This is a genomic window from Corynebacterium dentalis (genome assembly GCF_900232865.1).
GTDB lineage: Bacteria > Actinomycetota > Actinomycetes > Mycobacteriales > Mycobacteriaceae > Corynebacterium > Corynebacterium dentalis.
The window spans coordinates 1-15149 of the sequence record NZ_OCTS01000010.1 but is presented as its reverse complement, the minus strand read 5'-3'; the positions used below and the strand labels follow the sequence as shown (position 1 = coordinate 15149).

Here is a 15149-nt window from a genome sequence, read left to right as displayed (position 1 = left end):
GAACTTATAGTCTCGGGGGGTAACTTTTAGGGATACTGCCGCACTCGCGAGATGCGCGGCCCTTCTCTGGCACGATGAGGATCAGGGGTATTTTCCCGGGCCGACTTTTCCTGCCATGAGATCATCCTGGGATGTGACTCACAGACTCTTTTGGCGACTGCAGTGATGGGGAAGTCGATGGGACCGGATTCTCCCCCTCAATTTTTCTCCCCTATACCTCTATATATAAGACACCTCGAGACGCCCCCAGAAACACCCTGGCTCACCCATGCTCCTCCCCCGGCGGTCAGCTTCCCGCCAACAGCTTCCGCCCGTCTTCTCGTAGCTCCCCCGTCGGGGACACATGCCGGTAGAGGGTCTGCCGGGTGATACCGAGCTCCTGACACAGGGCCGCGACGCTAGTTTCGGGTTGCCCCATCGACGCCATCGCCAGGCGCACCTTCGCCGGGGTCATCTTGAACGGCCGCCCCCCTTTGCGTCCGCGGGCCCGGGCCGATTCCAGGCCGGCTTTCGTCCGCTCGGAGATCAACTCGCGCTCAAACTCGGCCAGGGCGGCGAAGATCCCGAAGACCAACTTGCCCTGAGCCGAGGTGGTGTCAATCGCCGCACCCTGCCCGGTGAGCACCTTCAGCCCCACCTCCCGGGCGGTGAGGTCGTGGACGATGTTGACCAGGTGCCGCAGATTCCTGCCCAACCGGTCGAGTTTCCACACCAGCAACGTGTCGCCGGAGCGCAGCGCCTTGAGACACGCCTCGAGATGGGGTCGGTCCTCACTCTTGCCGGAGGCCTTGTCCTCATAGAGATGTCCCGGATCCACCCCGGCGGCGATGAGGGCGTCGCGTTGCAGATCCGTGGTCTGCGACCCGTCTGACTTCGACACGCGCATATACCCAATCAGTGCCATAGCTTTATCCCATCACTTATACGATCGTTTACGTGACAAGGGGGGCGATTGCCGTTCCCACAGGTGTGACTTTGTCCGCTAAATGGCGTGACATCTTGATCGCTGTGTGGCGCCCTCAGAGTGTCCACTCGTGAGACGCGTCGCCGGTAGGGTGAACAGGTATGAAACCCGCCTGTCTCACAAACGCATCAACGACAGACGGTGACACCGCTCTGGCAGGCCTTCTACTCAACTCCTTGCCGCTCAAGCGCCCCGTCTATGCCGCCTGTCTCGCCACAGTCGGCCCGGCAGGCACTCGCATCGCCACGATCGGGTGCGACCTGCAGAAAACGTTCCACATCGGTTCAATCAGCAAAGCCCTCAACGGCTTGATCTATACCGACATGGTGCAGACCAGGCTGATCTCACCGCACGACCGGCTCGAAGACTACCTCCCCCTGACCGGAACAGCTGCCGGTGAAGCGACTTTGGAGTCCTGTCTGACCCACACCTCAGGACTGCCTGCCACCGGCGGGGGAATCCGCTCAGCAGCCCGAGCGCTCAGTGCTGTACTGACAGGTGGTGATCCACAACCCGAGAACCTCGCCGATCTGATGAACCAACTTCGCCGATCGCGTGTCCGTCATGCCGGGCGCTTCAGCTACTCCAACCTCGCTGCCTCAGCATTGGGCCACGCGTTAGCGGCCGCCGACGGGGCGGACTACCCGACGCTGGTGCGAAACAGGCTGACGATACCGCTGGGGTGTTCACGCCTGCGCGCTCAGCAACCTGCACAGCGAAACCTCCCGCATGACCTCAACGCTGTCACCGTGTGGGGCACTGACCAACTGCCCTGGACCGGGCAAGGCTATGGACCGGCCGGAGTGATCAGGGGAAGCGCCCATGATTTCGCCACGGTCATGTCAACCCTTCTCGCCGATGACTGTGTCTACGAGGATGCTTTCCGAGTGCGCTTCACTGATGACACTGAATCTGTCGCGGCGGGGTGGTTTGTTGAAGACAGATCCGATCGACCCCTGGTGTGGCACAACGGTTACGCCTCCGGATTCGTCGCTCACATGGTGCTGGATCGCCAGCGCCGACGAGGGGCGTTCATCTCGGTGGTCAGCCCGTATCCCGACGCGGACATCGAGCCCGTCGCGATGACAATGCTGGATGCGGCGGTGTAAGCGACATCCTCTGTACGAGGCCACGACGACAGCAGGACGTTCTCGTCAGTGCCCGAGGACCAGGATGCAGCTCGCGCCGCATCCATACTGGAACGCGCTCCCGACCTCGACATGCCAAAGAAAGATGGCTAATCACGCTTCTTGCACAATGCCTATACCGGGGCTCAAGTGCGCACCGAAAGAGTCTGCTATTCACGAAATAAATCTTTAAAACAGCAGGTGAAACTATGTTTTCGGGTTGTCTCAGCGGTAGCTTTCGAGTAAAATAGAGTTAGAAAAACAAGCCATTAAGCATGAATTGAGGAACTGATTATGACTGTTGTTGACTACAGCACTTTGCGTGGTGTTGAGGGCTACAAAGCTGCGTTCCCTAACGCATTGCGTGGCCTGGAGGGCAAGCGTCTGCGCTCTGTCGTAGAGGCCGTGCACAGTGGTGTCCTCGAGGGCTGGCGACCTACTGAGGAGAACGTCGCGGACATCGTCGGGCCTCGAGAGCACGGCCAAATGACGTCTGAGCGAGCGCAGGCGATCTGCGATCGAGTGCGTGCTCGCCGCGCGCGCAGCAAGTAGATCCCCCGTGGCAGGAAATGCCGCGTGGGATCGTTTTTTCTATCCCGGCACACATGTTCTCCAGAACAAGTTCAACGAGCGTGATGAAGATGCACTCGCCGAGATTGAATACGAGATCACCGGTGAGATTTACGAAGACCTCATCTCTGGGGACATCCCGATTGAAGGTGACACAGCACAAGATAAGCTCCAATTCATCCACGGATCTCTCCTCGGAAGTATTTATGACTGGGCGGGCCGGTTCCGCGATGTGAACATGAGCAAGGGTGGCCACTCGTTTGGTGATCACGCCAGCATGGGGATGTATATGCGCCAGCTCCAGGGGAAGATCAACCGCACCCCCTGGAACAACCTTGATTATTCAGCAACAGTGGATCAGCTCGCAGCCATCCACACTGATCTGAACTTTGCCCACCCGTTCCGAGAAGGAAACGGGCGGGCATCGCGCGTGTTCATGACCGATCTGGCCGCTGAGCACGGTGTGGAATTGGACTTCTCTTTGGTCGGCGATAAGCAATGGAACCAAGCCTCGGCCGATACATTTCTCGATCCTGGCGGGCTCAACCTCACAACTGAACCACTCAAAGAGATCTATAGAGAGATTGCATCCCCACAGGAAGAATCCAGCTCACTGGGTCACCAGCCTGAAGCTGATGAGATGGATGACGAACTCAGCGCAGCGATGCAGTTCGGCGATGACGCTTATGGCGCCGATTCAGTCGGTGAAGCCTTAGGTGATCAGGGAGAGTCCGTCAGCAGGGATGACTACGGCGTTGACAGTGCCGTGGATTACGGCAGATCCAACGATCAGGGACTCGACCGGTAAGGTTGCTTACATGAAGGTGGTGGCTGCACGTGAGCGATGAGGATCTATACCGCGAGCTAGAGGCAATGGCCACGCGAGGAGCACGTCTGGAAGCTGAGCAGACAGCGTTTGCTCGTGAGCGTCACCAATTGGTGATCAAGTCCGTGGCCGCGGGGATGCCCAAGCGCGAGGTGGCACGCCGCATCGGCCTGTCTCGAGACAGTATTTATCGCATCCTCGAGAGTGCAGGCGCTGCTTCTACGTCTGCCGAGGACGGATCGGAATAAGGATCTGTCCCTCGTCGTCCTGGTGCTCATCGCGTTCAGGATCGACCTCATATCCTGCGGCTTTCAACATTTTTTGATAGGCCGTGGTTTTCTTCTTCCCCCCGGCCGTATCGGGATAGATCACAGCCACTAGCAGGCGTGCCCCATTGAGCTGCCGGTGTAGCTCAACCTTGGGAGGCAAGCGCTTGGATGCAACGCGCGCCCAGTCCACTACCGGCGCGTAGACCGCTGTTTTCCCGCGATCAATATCTCGAATGGCTTCTGGATTGTTGTAGACATCTCCGGTCAACCAGTCTTTGCCGTTGTTAATCTCGTCGGCGAGCTGGTTGGCGTAGTGATGAATGGCTGCGTCGACAAACGCCGATTGGGTGATCCCAGCGATCCTGGCGGCGAGTCCTTGTCGAGCGGCCGTCATGCGCGCCACTGCCACAGTGTCGAGCGTGAGCTGCACTTTGGTTCCCTGCTTACTCATTGGTGTCTCCCTCCTCGTTATGTGCTGGCTGGTGGACGGCGGTGAGCAGTCCGCAGCGGCGCTTCCACGCTGCGCGTTGGGCAGTTCCTTGTTCGACCATCAGAGAGAACAGGTCGCCTTCGGGTGCCTCGCGGGCAACCTGCGTGAGATAGGTGGCCATGCTGGCGAAGTTCCGACGGTATGACTCGGCAAGCACCTGGTCTGCGTAGTGCACAACCTGGCTTGGCAGTGCTCCCAACCCTGCAATGGCTACGAGCAGTGGCATGTAGACGTCAGAAGGAAGATTCATCGCATTGGCCGCCATGCGACCGGCGAGAGAGGCGGGAGTGATCAGGCCACCTTCACTCATCTGGGCACGCATGAGTTTGAAGATTTCTCCATGAGCTGGCTTACGGAAGTCTGTGGCATCAAGGTAGTTCAACACGGTGGCCACATCCCCCGTGGGAGCGGCGTCGACCCACATAAGACCGCAGAGCAGCAAGGCTTCAGGGTCGAGGCGTGCCTCGTAGCGGGCTGCATGTTCCTGGGACTCATCGACTTGGTCGGATGAATGGAGGACGTGTGCTGGCTCAGCGGTCATGGCGATCCTTCTCGGTGGGACGGTTAGCGGTTAGGCAGTGAGGCGGTCAGGTCGGAATCCCGTAAACATCTCCCCTGTCGGAGAAACAACCACGGGCAGTTGCTGAAGTCCCTGTGCTTGGAACTCTTCCAACCGTTCTTCGACGTCTCGCACCTCGAACTGGAGGCGCTTCTTTTCCAGGACTCGAACGGTGGTTTTGCAGGCCTGGCATCCGGGGCGGGAGTAGACAATGAACATGGTGGTGATCCTCTCTGTGGTGTTAAGTCCATTATATACCAAATGGCAATGCTATGCAATGCTAAATGGTCACTTTTTTGAAAAACTTTTATCCTGTTGACCTGGTGCGGAAGGTTGTCTCTTGGGGTATTGGGGTATCCCCAATCATTGCTGATACAGCCTTATGTGTTGCGACTTTTCCGAGGAGTTTTCATCGTGGATTAACTGATCCCCCTCTTCCCTTGTCATTGCTAAAGAAGGCAACGAAGCAGGGCGTAGTAGCCCTGCTTCTAGGTCGTTGTCCAGGCCGTGGCCATGGTGTGTCTAGCGGTTTAGATCTCGATGATGACCGCACATGCCGTGATGAATACGTTGGGGTTGAAAAATGCCGTGGTGCCGATGGTTTTCATCTCCACGCCGTCGAGCTCTTTCCAGATGTCCTCGGCAGCCTGCTGCGAAATGATTTGCTCTCCAAGCATGGAGCGTGCCTCCCGCCGGATGTCTGCGGCAGGATGGCAGGTGTCGATGACTGCACATTCCATCCAGTAGCCAAAAGTGGTCTGCATCCAGATCTCAAACGCTTTGATGTCTTGCTCTTGTTGCGTGGTGATTGCCATGGTGTCCTCCGTGGTTGTGAATCGGTGACCCGTCTGCCACCCTTGCTCTCCTCCTCGTTTTTCGCCCGAGAAGGCACGAAGTGCCGATTAGTGAGCGACGCGCAGTGCAAGTCCTGGAACCGGAGAAAGGAGAACAAGTTTTCCCACGAAATAAGCCCCACCACAGGTGGGGCGCGTGGGACAAAGTTTTCGGGATGAATCCGGCTCACCCACCGGGTGAGCAGGACTTGCGCGCAGCGGAGCGCACGTACAATTGCCGAAGGCTTCTCGGGTCGAAAAACGAGAAAAAAACACCCCACTGGTGGGGTGTGTAGCAGCATCAGCACGCGGCGGAACGCCGCGGGATGATTCCTTCTCGAGCCCGCTTCCAGAGCCCGGCCCCTCGGGGGTCGGGCTGCGGGCGCACACCACAGCGAGTGCGCAGCACTCACCCTAGATACCGCTCGCGGTATCCCGGTAGCGCGGTGCATACCGCGCTACCACTTCACCGGCGAGGGATCTCGCCGAACAACTCTCGAGCAGGCTGGTGGGGTTGGGGGCTGCAAGTGCCAGTGCTATTCCAAGCACTGGTGCGCCGCAGAACACACACCCCACCAGCCTTCCATTCCCCCGGTTGGTGTGGCTGGCCCCAGGCCAAGCCAGACACACCAACCCGCCGCCGAAAAACAGCAGGCGGGTCTCTCGGCGTTAACTAGCTAACTCGGCAACGTCGCCGAGTGGCTCTAGTGCCTCGGCCAGCTCGTGAGCTCCTTTGAGTACTCGCCCGGCAGTGGCTTGGATTGCTTCAACGCTGCCACCTGCCCAGCCTGCGACATATCCCACTGTGTAGGCGCTGGTGTCTAGTCCGAGAATGCCCGCTACGACATATGCCACGGATTCCGCTTCGATCTCGCGTGCCTCGTGTGAGATGTCCAGCTCGGCGCGGGTGCCGTTGTCACTGTGCAGGATCATGTGAGCGCATTCATGTAGGAGGGTTTTTGCTGCTTGAGCGTCCCCGAGAGAACTGTCCACCACAATGCTGAATGATCCATCCTGGGTGATGTAACCGTTGGTCTGGCCGGGGATGCTCTCGCGGGTAACGGTGTATCCCTTGGATTCCGCAAACTCCTGTGCGCGGGCGTAGATCTCTGAGTCGTCGGCACCTTCCAGGCGGTGGGCAATCTCGGGGATCTCTACGGCCTGTTCTGTTGGGTCGGTCTGACTAATGTCGAACACTGTCAAAATTGGGAAGGTTCGGCGCTGCTGTTCTTCTTCTTCGCCGTGTTCGTTTTCTACGGTGTATTTCTTCGTGCTGTATCCGAAGATTTTGATCCCTCGCTCGCCCTTGCGTACCTGGCGACCAAACTCGTTTGCCCACTTGCGGTATCCGGCCACTTGCGTGGCTGTCGGGAATTGGCTTTGAATGAGCAAAAGATTTTTCACGCTGTAGGAATGGAACTGCTGTGCAAAATTGAGGAAGTTCATCCACTCGTCAGACTTCACGAGCTGTTCGACTTGCTCAGTGATGTTTGCCTGTAGCTCTTTGGCAAGCTCTTGGCGCTTTTCTGCCTGCTTCTTTCGTGCTGCTGCGCTCAATGCCATGGTGTCCTCCGTGGTTGTGAATCGGTGACCCGTCTGCCACCTGCCTTACCTCCTCGTTTTTCGCCCGAGAAGGCACGAAGTGCCGATTAGTGCGCGACGCGCAGTGCAATGTCCTGGAACCGGAGAAAGGAGACAAAGTTTTCCCACGAAATAAGCCCCACCACAGGTGGGGCGCGTGGGACAAAGTTTTCGGGATGAATCCGGCGAACCGCAGGTGAGCAGGACTTGCGCGCAGTGGAGCGCACGTACAATTGCCGAAGGCTTCTCGGGTCGAAAAACGAGAAAACGCACCCCCCTTGGGGTGCGCATCAGCATCAGCACGCGGCGTCAGACGCGGGATGATTCCTTCTCGAGCCCGCTTCCAGAGCCCGGCCGACAGGTCGGGCTGCGGGCGCACACCACAGCGAGTGCGCAAGCACTCACCCTAGATACCGCTTGCGGTATCCCGGTAGCGCGGTGCATACCGCGATACCGTTTCACCGGCGAGGGATCTCGCCGAACAGCTCTCGAGCAGGCTGGTGGGGTTGGGGGCTGCAAGTGCCAGTGCTATTCCAAGCACTGGGGCGCCGCAGAACACACACCCCACCAGCCTCCCATTCCCCCCGGTTGGTGTGGCTGGCCCCCAGGCCAAGCCAGACACACCAACCCGCCGCCGAAAACGGTAGGCGGGCTTGCTTAGGTTTTAGGCGTTGGCTGTAGCCATCTCTGCATCTTCGAGGGCGTGAGCGATGGTGGTGAAAATCTCGGTGCGAACCATGTCGTAATGGTTGGCGCACTCGCCTTTGTTGGAGAGGAAGGCCAGGAAGTTAAGGATGCTTCCGGTGGTGTCCAGTCCACCGGTGGTGAGGATGTCTGAACAGTGTGTGCGTAGGCTGCTGAGGAAGTTCTCCATGACGTAGGCGCATGTGTCGTCGGGATCGACGTCAACGAACCTGCATACGGTGTCCCATAGGTGGCGCGCTTGCTGGTGGGCGTGGTCTACGAGGTTGCGGTAGGACTCGGCGGGGGTCATGCCGTGGGCGAGGTTGGCGCGATGGATGTGTCCGAGGAGGTCAGGGGTTTCGGGGTTGGCGTGCAGGGCGTGATCGATAGCGCGGGCGTGGTGGTCGTCGGGCGTGGTGGTGATGTACTTGGTCATGCTGGAGGTGACTGCTGCGGTAATGCGTCCTTCGGAGAAGTCGGCGGTGTGGCGGTAGTTCATTGTGTGAATCCTTTGAGTGAATCGGTGGCTTGTCGGTGCGCGTGATTGGGGAATGCGCGCCCCTCCCCTGCTTGGGTTATCCCTCGTTGAAGAAGTCGCGCAGCATGTTTTCAAACTCCTCACTGTCTGCCGGTGGTGCCCACGGGTCGGACTTTTGGTGTGCCTGGGACTCGGTAGGGTCGATTTGCGTCATGGACACGGCGTGGCCATGAACAGAACCGGTGATGGGTGCGCCTGCTTCGATCGTGGGAACGCGCAGGTTTGCGATGATTTCCATTCCCATGAGACCGGCGATGAACTCTGCCAGCTCTGCGATGGGTTGCAGCTCGTTGTTGTCAGAGATGGTGACCACTGCGAGCTTCTTGGTCGAGGTGTGGGCAATCTCGTTGAGGATTCCCAGCAGGTTTTCTCCTGCGGTGTTGAGGTTCTCCTCGGCTTGTTCAACCCACGAGAATCCAGCGAGAACTGGAATCTGAATCGCGGAGTCGATGAGGTCGTTGAGCCCCACTAGCGCGAAGTAGTCCTGTGGGTTTTTCTTCAAAAGCGCAGCAATGCCTGCCACGATCTCCTGCGGAAAAGACTCGTTGTCAAAAACACTCATGGTGTGGTGTCCTCCTTGGACTGATAGTGAATCGGTGACCCGTCTGCCACCTGCCTTACCTCCTCGTTTTTCGCCCGAGAAGGCACGAAGTGCCGATTAGTGCGCGACGCGCAGTGCAACGTCCTGGAACCGGAGAAAGGAGAACAAGTTTTCCCACGAAATAAGCCCCACCACAGGTGGGGCGCGTGGGACAAAGTTTTCGGGATGAATCCGGCGAACCGCAGGTGAGCAGGACTTGCGCGCAGCGGAGCGCACGTACAATTGCCGAAGGCTTCTCGGGTCGAAAAACGAGAAAAAAACACCCCACTGGTGGGGTGTGCAACAGCATCAGCACGCGGCGGAACGCCGCGGGATGATTCCTTCTCGAGCCCGCTTCCAGAGCCCGGCCGACAGGTCGGGCTGCGGGCGCACAACACAGCGAGTGCGAAGCACTCACCCTAGATACCGCTGGCGGTATCCCGGTAGCGCGGTGAATACCGCGATACCGTTTCACCGGCGAGGGATCTCGCCGAACAGCTCTCGAGCAGGCTGGTGGGGTTGGGGGCTGCAAGCCCAGTGCTATTCCAAGCACTGGGGCGCCGCAGAACACACACCCCACCAGCCTTCCATTCCCCCGGTTGGTGTGGCTGGCCCCAGGCCAAGCCAGACACACCAACCCGCCGCGGCCGGGGTCTGGCGGACGGAACTATCGCTGACGGATGTGGATAAGAATCTGGTCAAGCGCGCTGCGATCTGTGGGCAGTCCTTCCCGTTCGTCGGCATCGAGATGATAGTGCAGGAGTGCAGTAGGGGTTAACTTTCCTTCGGCTGCGAGCTGGCTGGCACTGATACCTAGTTCGATGAGTGCGATGTCGCGGGAGTCTTCGGATCGGTCGAGCATTTTGAGAAAATCGGCGGCTGTCATGGGTGTGTTGTCATTGCTGATTGCCATGTGTTATTGTGTCCTTAGTGAATCGGTGAGACCCCAAGTGCCCTCGGGCGGTTGGGGTCTTTCCCTTATGGTGGAGCGGGTGGTGTTGGTGCGCGTGATTGGGGAATGCGCGCCCCTCCCGAACATCCTTAGCGGCTGAGTGCCTTACGGTTGTTCATGCGCTGTTGACCAAGATCAACGTTGCGACCTGCATTAGAACCGTGGGAAAAGCCTTGGGGGTCTAGGCGGTTATTGCTCTTTCTGCTGTATAGGCGTCCGTGCATGTCTTTCTTCGCCTGACGTGCTGCCTCTGCGTCGCTGAGCAGAACAAGCTCGCCCTTGTCACTATCGGTATCGAATTGGTGGCTCTGTCCGTCTTCGATCTCCACAAGCCGTCGAGCGATCGTCTGCGCGAACCCTGCCATCCATGAACGGCGTTGGACGACGGTGGATACCCCGATGAAGTCATCCAGGTTGGCGCGCTTTGCTTGGGTGAGCATGTGAGGGTTGAGGTAGCTGAACATCATCAGAACGCGCTTGACGTGCTTGCTCCGTCCGAAAATTTCCACCCTGGTGATCTTGTTGGAGTTTCGCGTTGCCCATAGCACCGGCTCGCAATGCAATGCTTTGGCAATGCGCCAAAGCAACCCGCTCTGGCAATCAGTGTAGGCACCGCTGAGGGTGAGCTCTTCATGAATCATTTCGTCGGCCGTGTCTTGAGCCAGGTCGTGTTCGTTGATTCCGTACTTGGCCATCATTTCCAGTGCTCGGCTGCGGAAAGCCTCTGCATCTGGTTGGCCTTCACGGCTGCGCGCCATCTCGAGTAGCGCTTTGATCTTTCTTTCAATGCCCTCTGAATGTGACATGGTGTGGTGTCCTCCTTGGACTGATAGTGAATCGGTGACCCGTCTGCCACCTGCCTTACCTCCTCGTTTTTCGCCCGAGAAGGCACGAAGTGCCGATTAGTGCGCGACGCGCAGTGCAACGTCCTGGAACCGGAGAAAGGAGAACAAGTTTTCCCACGAAATAAGCCCCACCACAGGTGGGGCGCGTGGGACAAAGTTTTCGGGATGAATCCGGCGAACCGCAGGTGAGCAGGACTTGCGCGCAGCGGAGCGCACGTACAATTGCCGAAGGCTTCTCGGGTCGAAAAACGAGAAAAAAACACCCCACTGGTGGGGTGTGCAACAGCATCAGCACGCGGCGGAACGCCGCGGGATGATTCCTTCTCGAGCCCGCTTCCAGAGCCCGGCCGACAGGTCGGGCTGCGGGCGCACAACACAGCGAGTGCGAAGCACTCACCCTAGATACCGCTGGCGGTATCCCGGTATCGCGGTACATACCGCGATACCGGTCAGATGCTAGAAGTGCAGGTTGAGGCCGTTGATTTCTCGGATGACCACATGACCGTTGGCATCTTCATACTCACCGTGACGGATTAAAGCAGTTTCAACAGCTGCTTGAGCTACGGCACGTTCGTAGATCTCGTGGGCGTCAAGGTCATCGACGTTGGTAGCTCGCGGGCCGTAGCCCTGGATCTGTGCGGACATATGGATGCGCCACGTGGCGTCTTCTAGTCCGGTATCGAGAATCTGATCAAGTTGTGCAGCAATATCTGTGGTCTTCATTGGTTAGTCCTCGTTTTCGTCTAGCGTGCCCACATTTTGCGAAGCAGCTCTTGTGTCTGCTGGAGTTGAGCAATCTGCTCTTCGGTGAGTTCGACAGCCCCATTAGATTCTTCAGGCTGGAGAGTCAGCGCCTCCCCCTTACTATATGCCCCAAAAAAAATCGCGGATCGTTCCCACTCAAAGGATGTGCATGTCAATGCAGTTTTTGTCGATGTTTAATCGTCTCCAGTTCGCCCTGATCGATACAGAGACCACAGGTCTGAGTCCAAAGAAGGATCGGATTGTCGAGATCGCGGTCGTCACGCTGGACTCGGGGTTCAGCGAGGTTAACCGATGGCACACACTCGTTAATCCAGGTCGTCCTATCCCCAACTCGTCCATCCACGGCATCTCTGATGCCATGGTGCGCGATGCTCCGACGTTTGGGCAGGTCTACGCAGAGCTACTGACTCAGCTTCGCGGCAAGGTATTGCTGGCTCATAACGCCACGTTTGATGCCGACATGCTCGTGGCCGAATCCGACCGTCTCGATGATGAGGACGTCTTCTTCCCTTTCGTGGACTCAATGAGGCTTGCGCGACAAGTTGTCCCTAAGGGAACGTCATGCAGCCTTGAATCGCTTGCGCGACGGACACGAGTGATGAACCAGGGCGCACACAGTGCATTGGGTGATGCACGCACGACAGGAATAGTTCTGAAGAAGCTATTCGGTCGGCAGCGGCATTCCATCGGGCGCAGTGTAATCAAGCAAGCTATACCGTTCACGGTCAGCCCTGCACATTTAGACAAACATGCTGTGATGTCATCAGCTATTAGCCCCCGATTGAGCTAGGTGCCAGAAACGGTACATACCGTGCGCCACATTTCGGAAGGTAGCTACTGAGGAGAAGTAGACGTCCGACCAAACGAAGCTCTTGTCGGCACGGTGTCTTCACGCGCCACATCGGTGCAGTCATATTCGCCAAGGACAAGGACACAACACGTGCATCCCCACGACAACTATCCAGCCCGTTTAACAACCTCAGTAAGGAAGGGGCCACTTCAGCAACGCCGTTTGCGTCGCTCTACATGGCTGCTTGCCCTAGTGGAAACTTCAGGAACTATCCTCGCGTTTCTCACCGCCCTTCTCAATCTTCTGGGGCACTGGTGATCGTCTGCGCCGCGCGCATTCCAGCAGTTCCTTCATAGCGGCTGCAATGCGGTTATACAGATGGCACGAGCTTAGCCCCTGCCATCTGTCGGCCTCCACCTCAAAAACCTCCTCTATCAACTCGTCATTAAGTAAGGTTGTACCGCGAGCGGTAAAGCGGTAAGGTGTTATGTAGGTAACGCGGTAGGTACCGAATTACCGCTGTAGGGATACGCCAATTCACTGGAGGAAAAGTTATGAAGATCGTGATTGCCAACACGAAGGGGGGGTGCGGCAAAACTGTGTCTGCAATGTTTCTTTCACTGGCCGCAGCCAAGCGGGGCCACTCGGTTGAACTGTGGGATGCAGACAGCCAGGGCTCGGCCACAGAATGGGCCGAGATGGCCGCTGAAGATGGCGAGCCGTTGCCCTTTGACGTTCTTCCCGTCAATGCCATCACAGTAGGCAAAGCCGGGCGCGCGGAGATCACGATCGTGGATACACCTCCTGGTGATGCTCAGGTAATTCAGAAGGCAATCGACTCTGCCGATCTAGTAATCATCCCCGCGGCCCCATCATCGCTGGATCTGCAGCGAGCATGGCAGACGGTAGCGGCTGCGTCGCACCGACCAGCTGCGGTACTGATCACGTCAGCCGAGAAGAATACGGTGCTCCTGCGTGACACCTTGGCAGTCTTTGACGACAACGACGACGCCGATCGATTCTCCACTGTCATCACCAAGCAGCAGGAGATCCGAAAGTCTCAGGGCCGTTGCCCTGAGCGTTTGTATGGATACGACGAATTGTTCTCCGAGATCACGGAAAGAATGGAATAAACGATGACCGACTCAAACAAGTCCAAGCTAGGGCCGCGTAAGAGCGCTCCGACGAAGTCTGTTCAGGAGACATTCCGTACTGCGGAGCCTGCGTCACCAACGACGAAGACGTCGCTGACGTTGAATGCGGATCTCTACAAGCAGCTGAAGGTCTATGCTGTAACCAACGATCTGGCTGTCAATAAGCTGGTTGATGAGGCGATTGCCGACCTTCTAGACAAAAGGCGGTAAATACCGAGAGAGGTAAAACCAGAAATACCGTCATACCGACATAGATATGGAGGTATTTTGGCATTCTGTGGCCGTTGCGACAGCTGAAGGTGAGGGAAGGTTGCAACTAAGTCCGTAAATGGGTACTGTTGCATCTCGTAAGCCTCGGAGCTACCGGCATCTCTTAGGAGATGTGTCTAGGTCCTCCGGGGCGCTTGCTATTCTGAGGCAATGTTTGATCCTGCAAAGTTCCCGATCGAAGAGTTCGTCTCTACACCTCGTTTGAGGCGATACCTCTCGGGTGGGAAATCCGATACTGAGGCGTTCCGGCTATATTTTTGGAACCACGAACTGGCGAAGGCTTTCCTGGGGCCGCTGGCCATTCTTGAAGTGACTTTGCGTAACGCGATGCACGAGGCGCTGTCATCTAAGTATGGGCCAGATTGGATTCTTAACGATGCTATCCTCCCGCTACTTGATGATGATCGGGCGAATTTTGATAAGACCATCGGTCGCTTAACGCCTATCTTGAATAGGAATAACCAAATACTTACCCCCGATGCTGTGGTCGGTTCATCTAGCCTCGGAGACTGGGTTCGTCTCTTAGACGTTGGAGATCCCCGGTCTTCTAACCACAACTATGAAAAGACACTCTGGGAACCAGCCCTGGTCAACGCGTTCCCTCATATGCGAAGCGGCTGGAAGAGACGTCAGGTTCATCACGAATTCAACCGAATACGGTCTTTCAGGAATCGGGTTGTCCACCACGAGCCGATATTCCACCGAAATTTGAGGAGCATAATGGAAGACATTATTAATGCGGCCTCACTAATCCATAAGGATGCCGGTGAAGTCATCAAACAAGGACATTGCCTCGAAACTCCTCTTCAGGGGCGTCACGATGCGATCGACGAGGGTGACTGTTGCCTCTGAGCTTAAGCCTTCCGTTAGCAGTTCTGGACTGCACTGATCGGCAGACTAGATACCAGAATACCGCACGCAGTAAAAGAAGAAATACCGTAATACCGTCGACGGTATCGCAGTAAGTATGGTTCCGTTCCTTTAGCCTTCACTGTCACTGTCAGGCAGCAGACAACTGAGAGAGATGAGATGTTCGCGTTGTTCGAGCTCTGAGCTCGTCAGGTAATGCTCAGCGGTGCCAGGGTGCCTCTCCAAAGTTGCTTGCTTGTTGAGTTGTCGTTCGCGTCGTTCGGATACGGGCACGGGGAGAGTGGGGTAGGGGTTGAAGTGCCCTAGGTTTTGTTCCTAGGCATGTGCCTTGATTTCCATTATTCCTTGGGCAGGATTGTGGCTCCAAAACTCTGATTCAACCTCAGCTGGCGTGCGGTACCCCAGGGACTGATGGAGCCTAGAATCGTTCCACCAGGTAACCCACTCGAAGGTTGCGATCTCCACGTCCACCACATCGCTCC

The 15149-nt window shown here is 57.2% G+C and carries 20 protein-coding genes; 8 read left to right on the top strand and 12 right to left on the bottom strand.

The features are described from left to right. Positions 1 to 286: 286 nt before the first annotated feature. On the bottom strand, positions 287 to 904 hold the full coding sequence (locus CS919_RS10165; RefSeq protein ID WP_099299363.1) for a recombinase family protein: 618 nt from the start codon (positions 902 to 904) through the stop codon (positions 287 to 289). Between the two features lie 161 nt (positions 905 to 1065). On the opposite strand from CS919_RS10165, the gene CS919_RS10160 reads away from it, so the two are divergent. From CS919_RS10160 to CS919_RS10145, 4 genes are all read left to right on the top strand, one after another. Then, a complete protein-coding gene (locus CS919_RS10160; protein ID WP_099299362.1) occupies positions 1066 to 2073 on the top strand; it encodes a serine hydrolase domain-containing protein in 1008 nt (335 codons plus the stop codon). A gap of 312 nt (positions 2074 to 2385) precedes the next feature. Further along, positions 2386 to 2643, top strand: a complete 258-nt coding sequence (locus CS919_RS10155) for a hypothetical protein (protein ID WP_099299361.1) — start codon at positions 2386 to 2388, stop codon at positions 2641 to 2643. Positions 2644 to 2650: 7 nt separating this feature from the next. Then, the gene (locus tag CS919_RS10150) at positions 2651 to 3469 is read left to right on the top strand and encodes a Fic/DOC family protein (RefSeq protein WP_159460979.1); all 819 of its coding nucleotides are present in this window, start codon (positions 2651 to 2653) and stop codon (positions 3467 to 3469) included. Positions 3470 to 3498: 29 nt separating this feature from the next. Further along, entirely contained in the window at positions 3499 to 3735 is a 237-nt protein-coding gene (locus CS919_RS10145) for a helix-turn-helix domain-containing protein (RefSeq protein WP_099299359.1), read from the top strand. On the opposite strand, the gene CS919_RS10140 is transcribed toward CS919_RS10145, so the two are convergent. The 10 genes from CS919_RS10140 to CS919_RS10095 form a co-directional block, all read right to left on the bottom strand. After that, on the bottom strand, positions 3707 to 4207 hold the full coding sequence (locus CS919_RS10140; RefSeq protein WP_099299358.1) for a hypothetical protein: 501 nt from the start codon (positions 4205 to 4207) through the stop codon (positions 3707 to 3709). The genes CS919_RS10145 and CS919_RS10140 overlap by 29 nt on opposite strands. Further along, positions 4200 to 4787, bottom strand: a complete 588-nt coding sequence (locus tag CS919_RS10135; RefSeq protein WP_099299357.1) for a DnaB-like helicase N-terminal domain-containing protein — start codon at positions 4785 to 4787, stop codon at positions 4200 to 4202. Before CS919_RS10135 ends, CS919_RS10140 begins: the two co-directional genes overlap by 8 nt. Positions 4788 to 4817: 30 nt before the next feature. Continuing rightward, positions 4818 to 5024 carry a glutaredoxin domain-containing protein gene (locus tag CS919_RS10130; RefSeq protein ID WP_099299356.1) on the bottom strand — a complete coding sequence of 69 codons (207 nt, stop codon included), beginning with the start codon at positions 5022 to 5024 and terminating at the stop codon, positions 4818 to 4820. A gap of 311 nt (positions 5025 to 5335) precedes the next feature. Next, positions 5336 to 5620 (bottom strand): hypothetical protein, encoded by a 285-nt coding sequence (locus CS919_RS10125; protein WP_099299355.1) that lies wholly within the window; start codon positions 5618 to 5620, stop codon positions 5336 to 5338. 687 nt (positions 5621 to 6307) lie between these two features. After that, a complete protein-coding gene (locus CS919_RS10120; RefSeq protein ID WP_099299354.1) occupies positions 6308 to 7201 on the bottom strand; it encodes an ArdC-like ssDNA-binding domain-containing protein in 894 nt (297 codons plus the stop codon). Between the two features lie 682 nt (positions 7202 to 7883). Next, the gene (locus CS919_RS10115; protein WP_099299353.1) at positions 7884 to 8402 is read right to left on the bottom strand and encodes a hypothetical protein; all 519 of its coding nucleotides are present in this window, start codon (positions 8400 to 8402) and stop codon (positions 7884 to 7886) included. 76 nt (positions 8403 to 8478) lie between these two features. Continuing rightward, positions 8479 to 9003 (bottom strand): hypothetical protein, encoded by a 525-nt coding sequence (locus CS919_RS10110; RefSeq protein WP_099299352.1) that lies wholly within the window; start codon positions 9001 to 9003, stop codon positions 8479 to 8481. 685 nt (positions 9004 to 9688) lie between these two features. Next, complete coding sequence (locus tag CS919_RS10105; RefSeq protein WP_099299351.1) at positions 9689 to 9934, bottom strand: hypothetical protein; 246 nt, start codon at positions 9932 to 9934, stop codon at positions 9689 to 9691. A 128-nt stretch (positions 9935 to 10062) separates the two neighbouring features. Further along, positions 10063 to 10779: a DUF2786 domain-containing protein gene (locus CS919_RS10100; protein ID WP_099299350.1), complete on the bottom strand. Its 717-nt coding sequence runs from the start codon at positions 10777 to 10779 to the stop codon at positions 10063 to 10065. 495 nt (positions 10780 to 11274) lie between these two features. Continuing rightward, positions 11275 to 11541 (bottom strand): hypothetical protein, encoded by a 267-nt coding sequence (locus tag CS919_RS10095; RefSeq protein ID WP_099299349.1) that lies wholly within the window; start codon positions 11539 to 11541, stop codon positions 11275 to 11277. Positions 11542 to 11731: 190 nt separating this feature from the next. Between CS919_RS10095 and CS919_RS10090 the strand changes: the two genes are divergently transcribed. The 4 genes from CS919_RS10090 to CS919_RS10075 all read left to right on the top strand — a co-directional run bounded on the left by CS919_RS10090 (position 11732) and on the right by CS919_RS10075 (position 14649). Further along, positions 11732 to 12373, top strand: a complete 642-nt coding sequence (locus CS919_RS10090) for a 3'-5' exonuclease (RefSeq protein WP_159460978.1) — start codon at positions 11732 to 11734, stop codon at positions 12371 to 12373. 554 nt (positions 12374 to 12927) lie between these two features. Then, entirely contained in the window at positions 12928 to 13506 is a 579-nt protein-coding gene (locus tag CS919_RS10085; RefSeq protein ID WP_099299347.1) for an AAA family ATPase, read from the top strand. A gap of 3 nt (positions 13507 to 13509) precedes the next feature. Further along, positions 13510 to 13737: a hypothetical protein gene (locus CS919_RS10080; RefSeq protein ID WP_099299346.1), complete on the top strand. Its 228-nt coding sequence runs from the start codon at positions 13510 to 13512 to the stop codon at positions 13735 to 13737. A gap of 210 nt (positions 13738 to 13947) precedes the next feature. After that, positions 13948 to 14649, top strand: coding sequence for an Abi family protein (locus tag CS919_RS10075; protein WP_099299345.1), 702 nt, complete (start codon positions 13948 to 13950; stop codon positions 14647 to 14649). Between the two features lie 333 nt (positions 14650 to 14982). Here CS919_RS10075 and CS919_RS11050 read toward each other — a convergent pair whose 3' ends face one another. Further along, positions 14983 to 15132 carry a hypothetical protein gene (locus tag CS919_RS11050; protein WP_370737764.1) on the bottom strand — a complete coding sequence of 50 codons (150 nt, stop codon included), beginning with the start codon at positions 15130 to 15132 and terminating at the stop codon, positions 14983 to 14985. Positions 15133 to 15149: the final 17 nt, after the last annotated feature.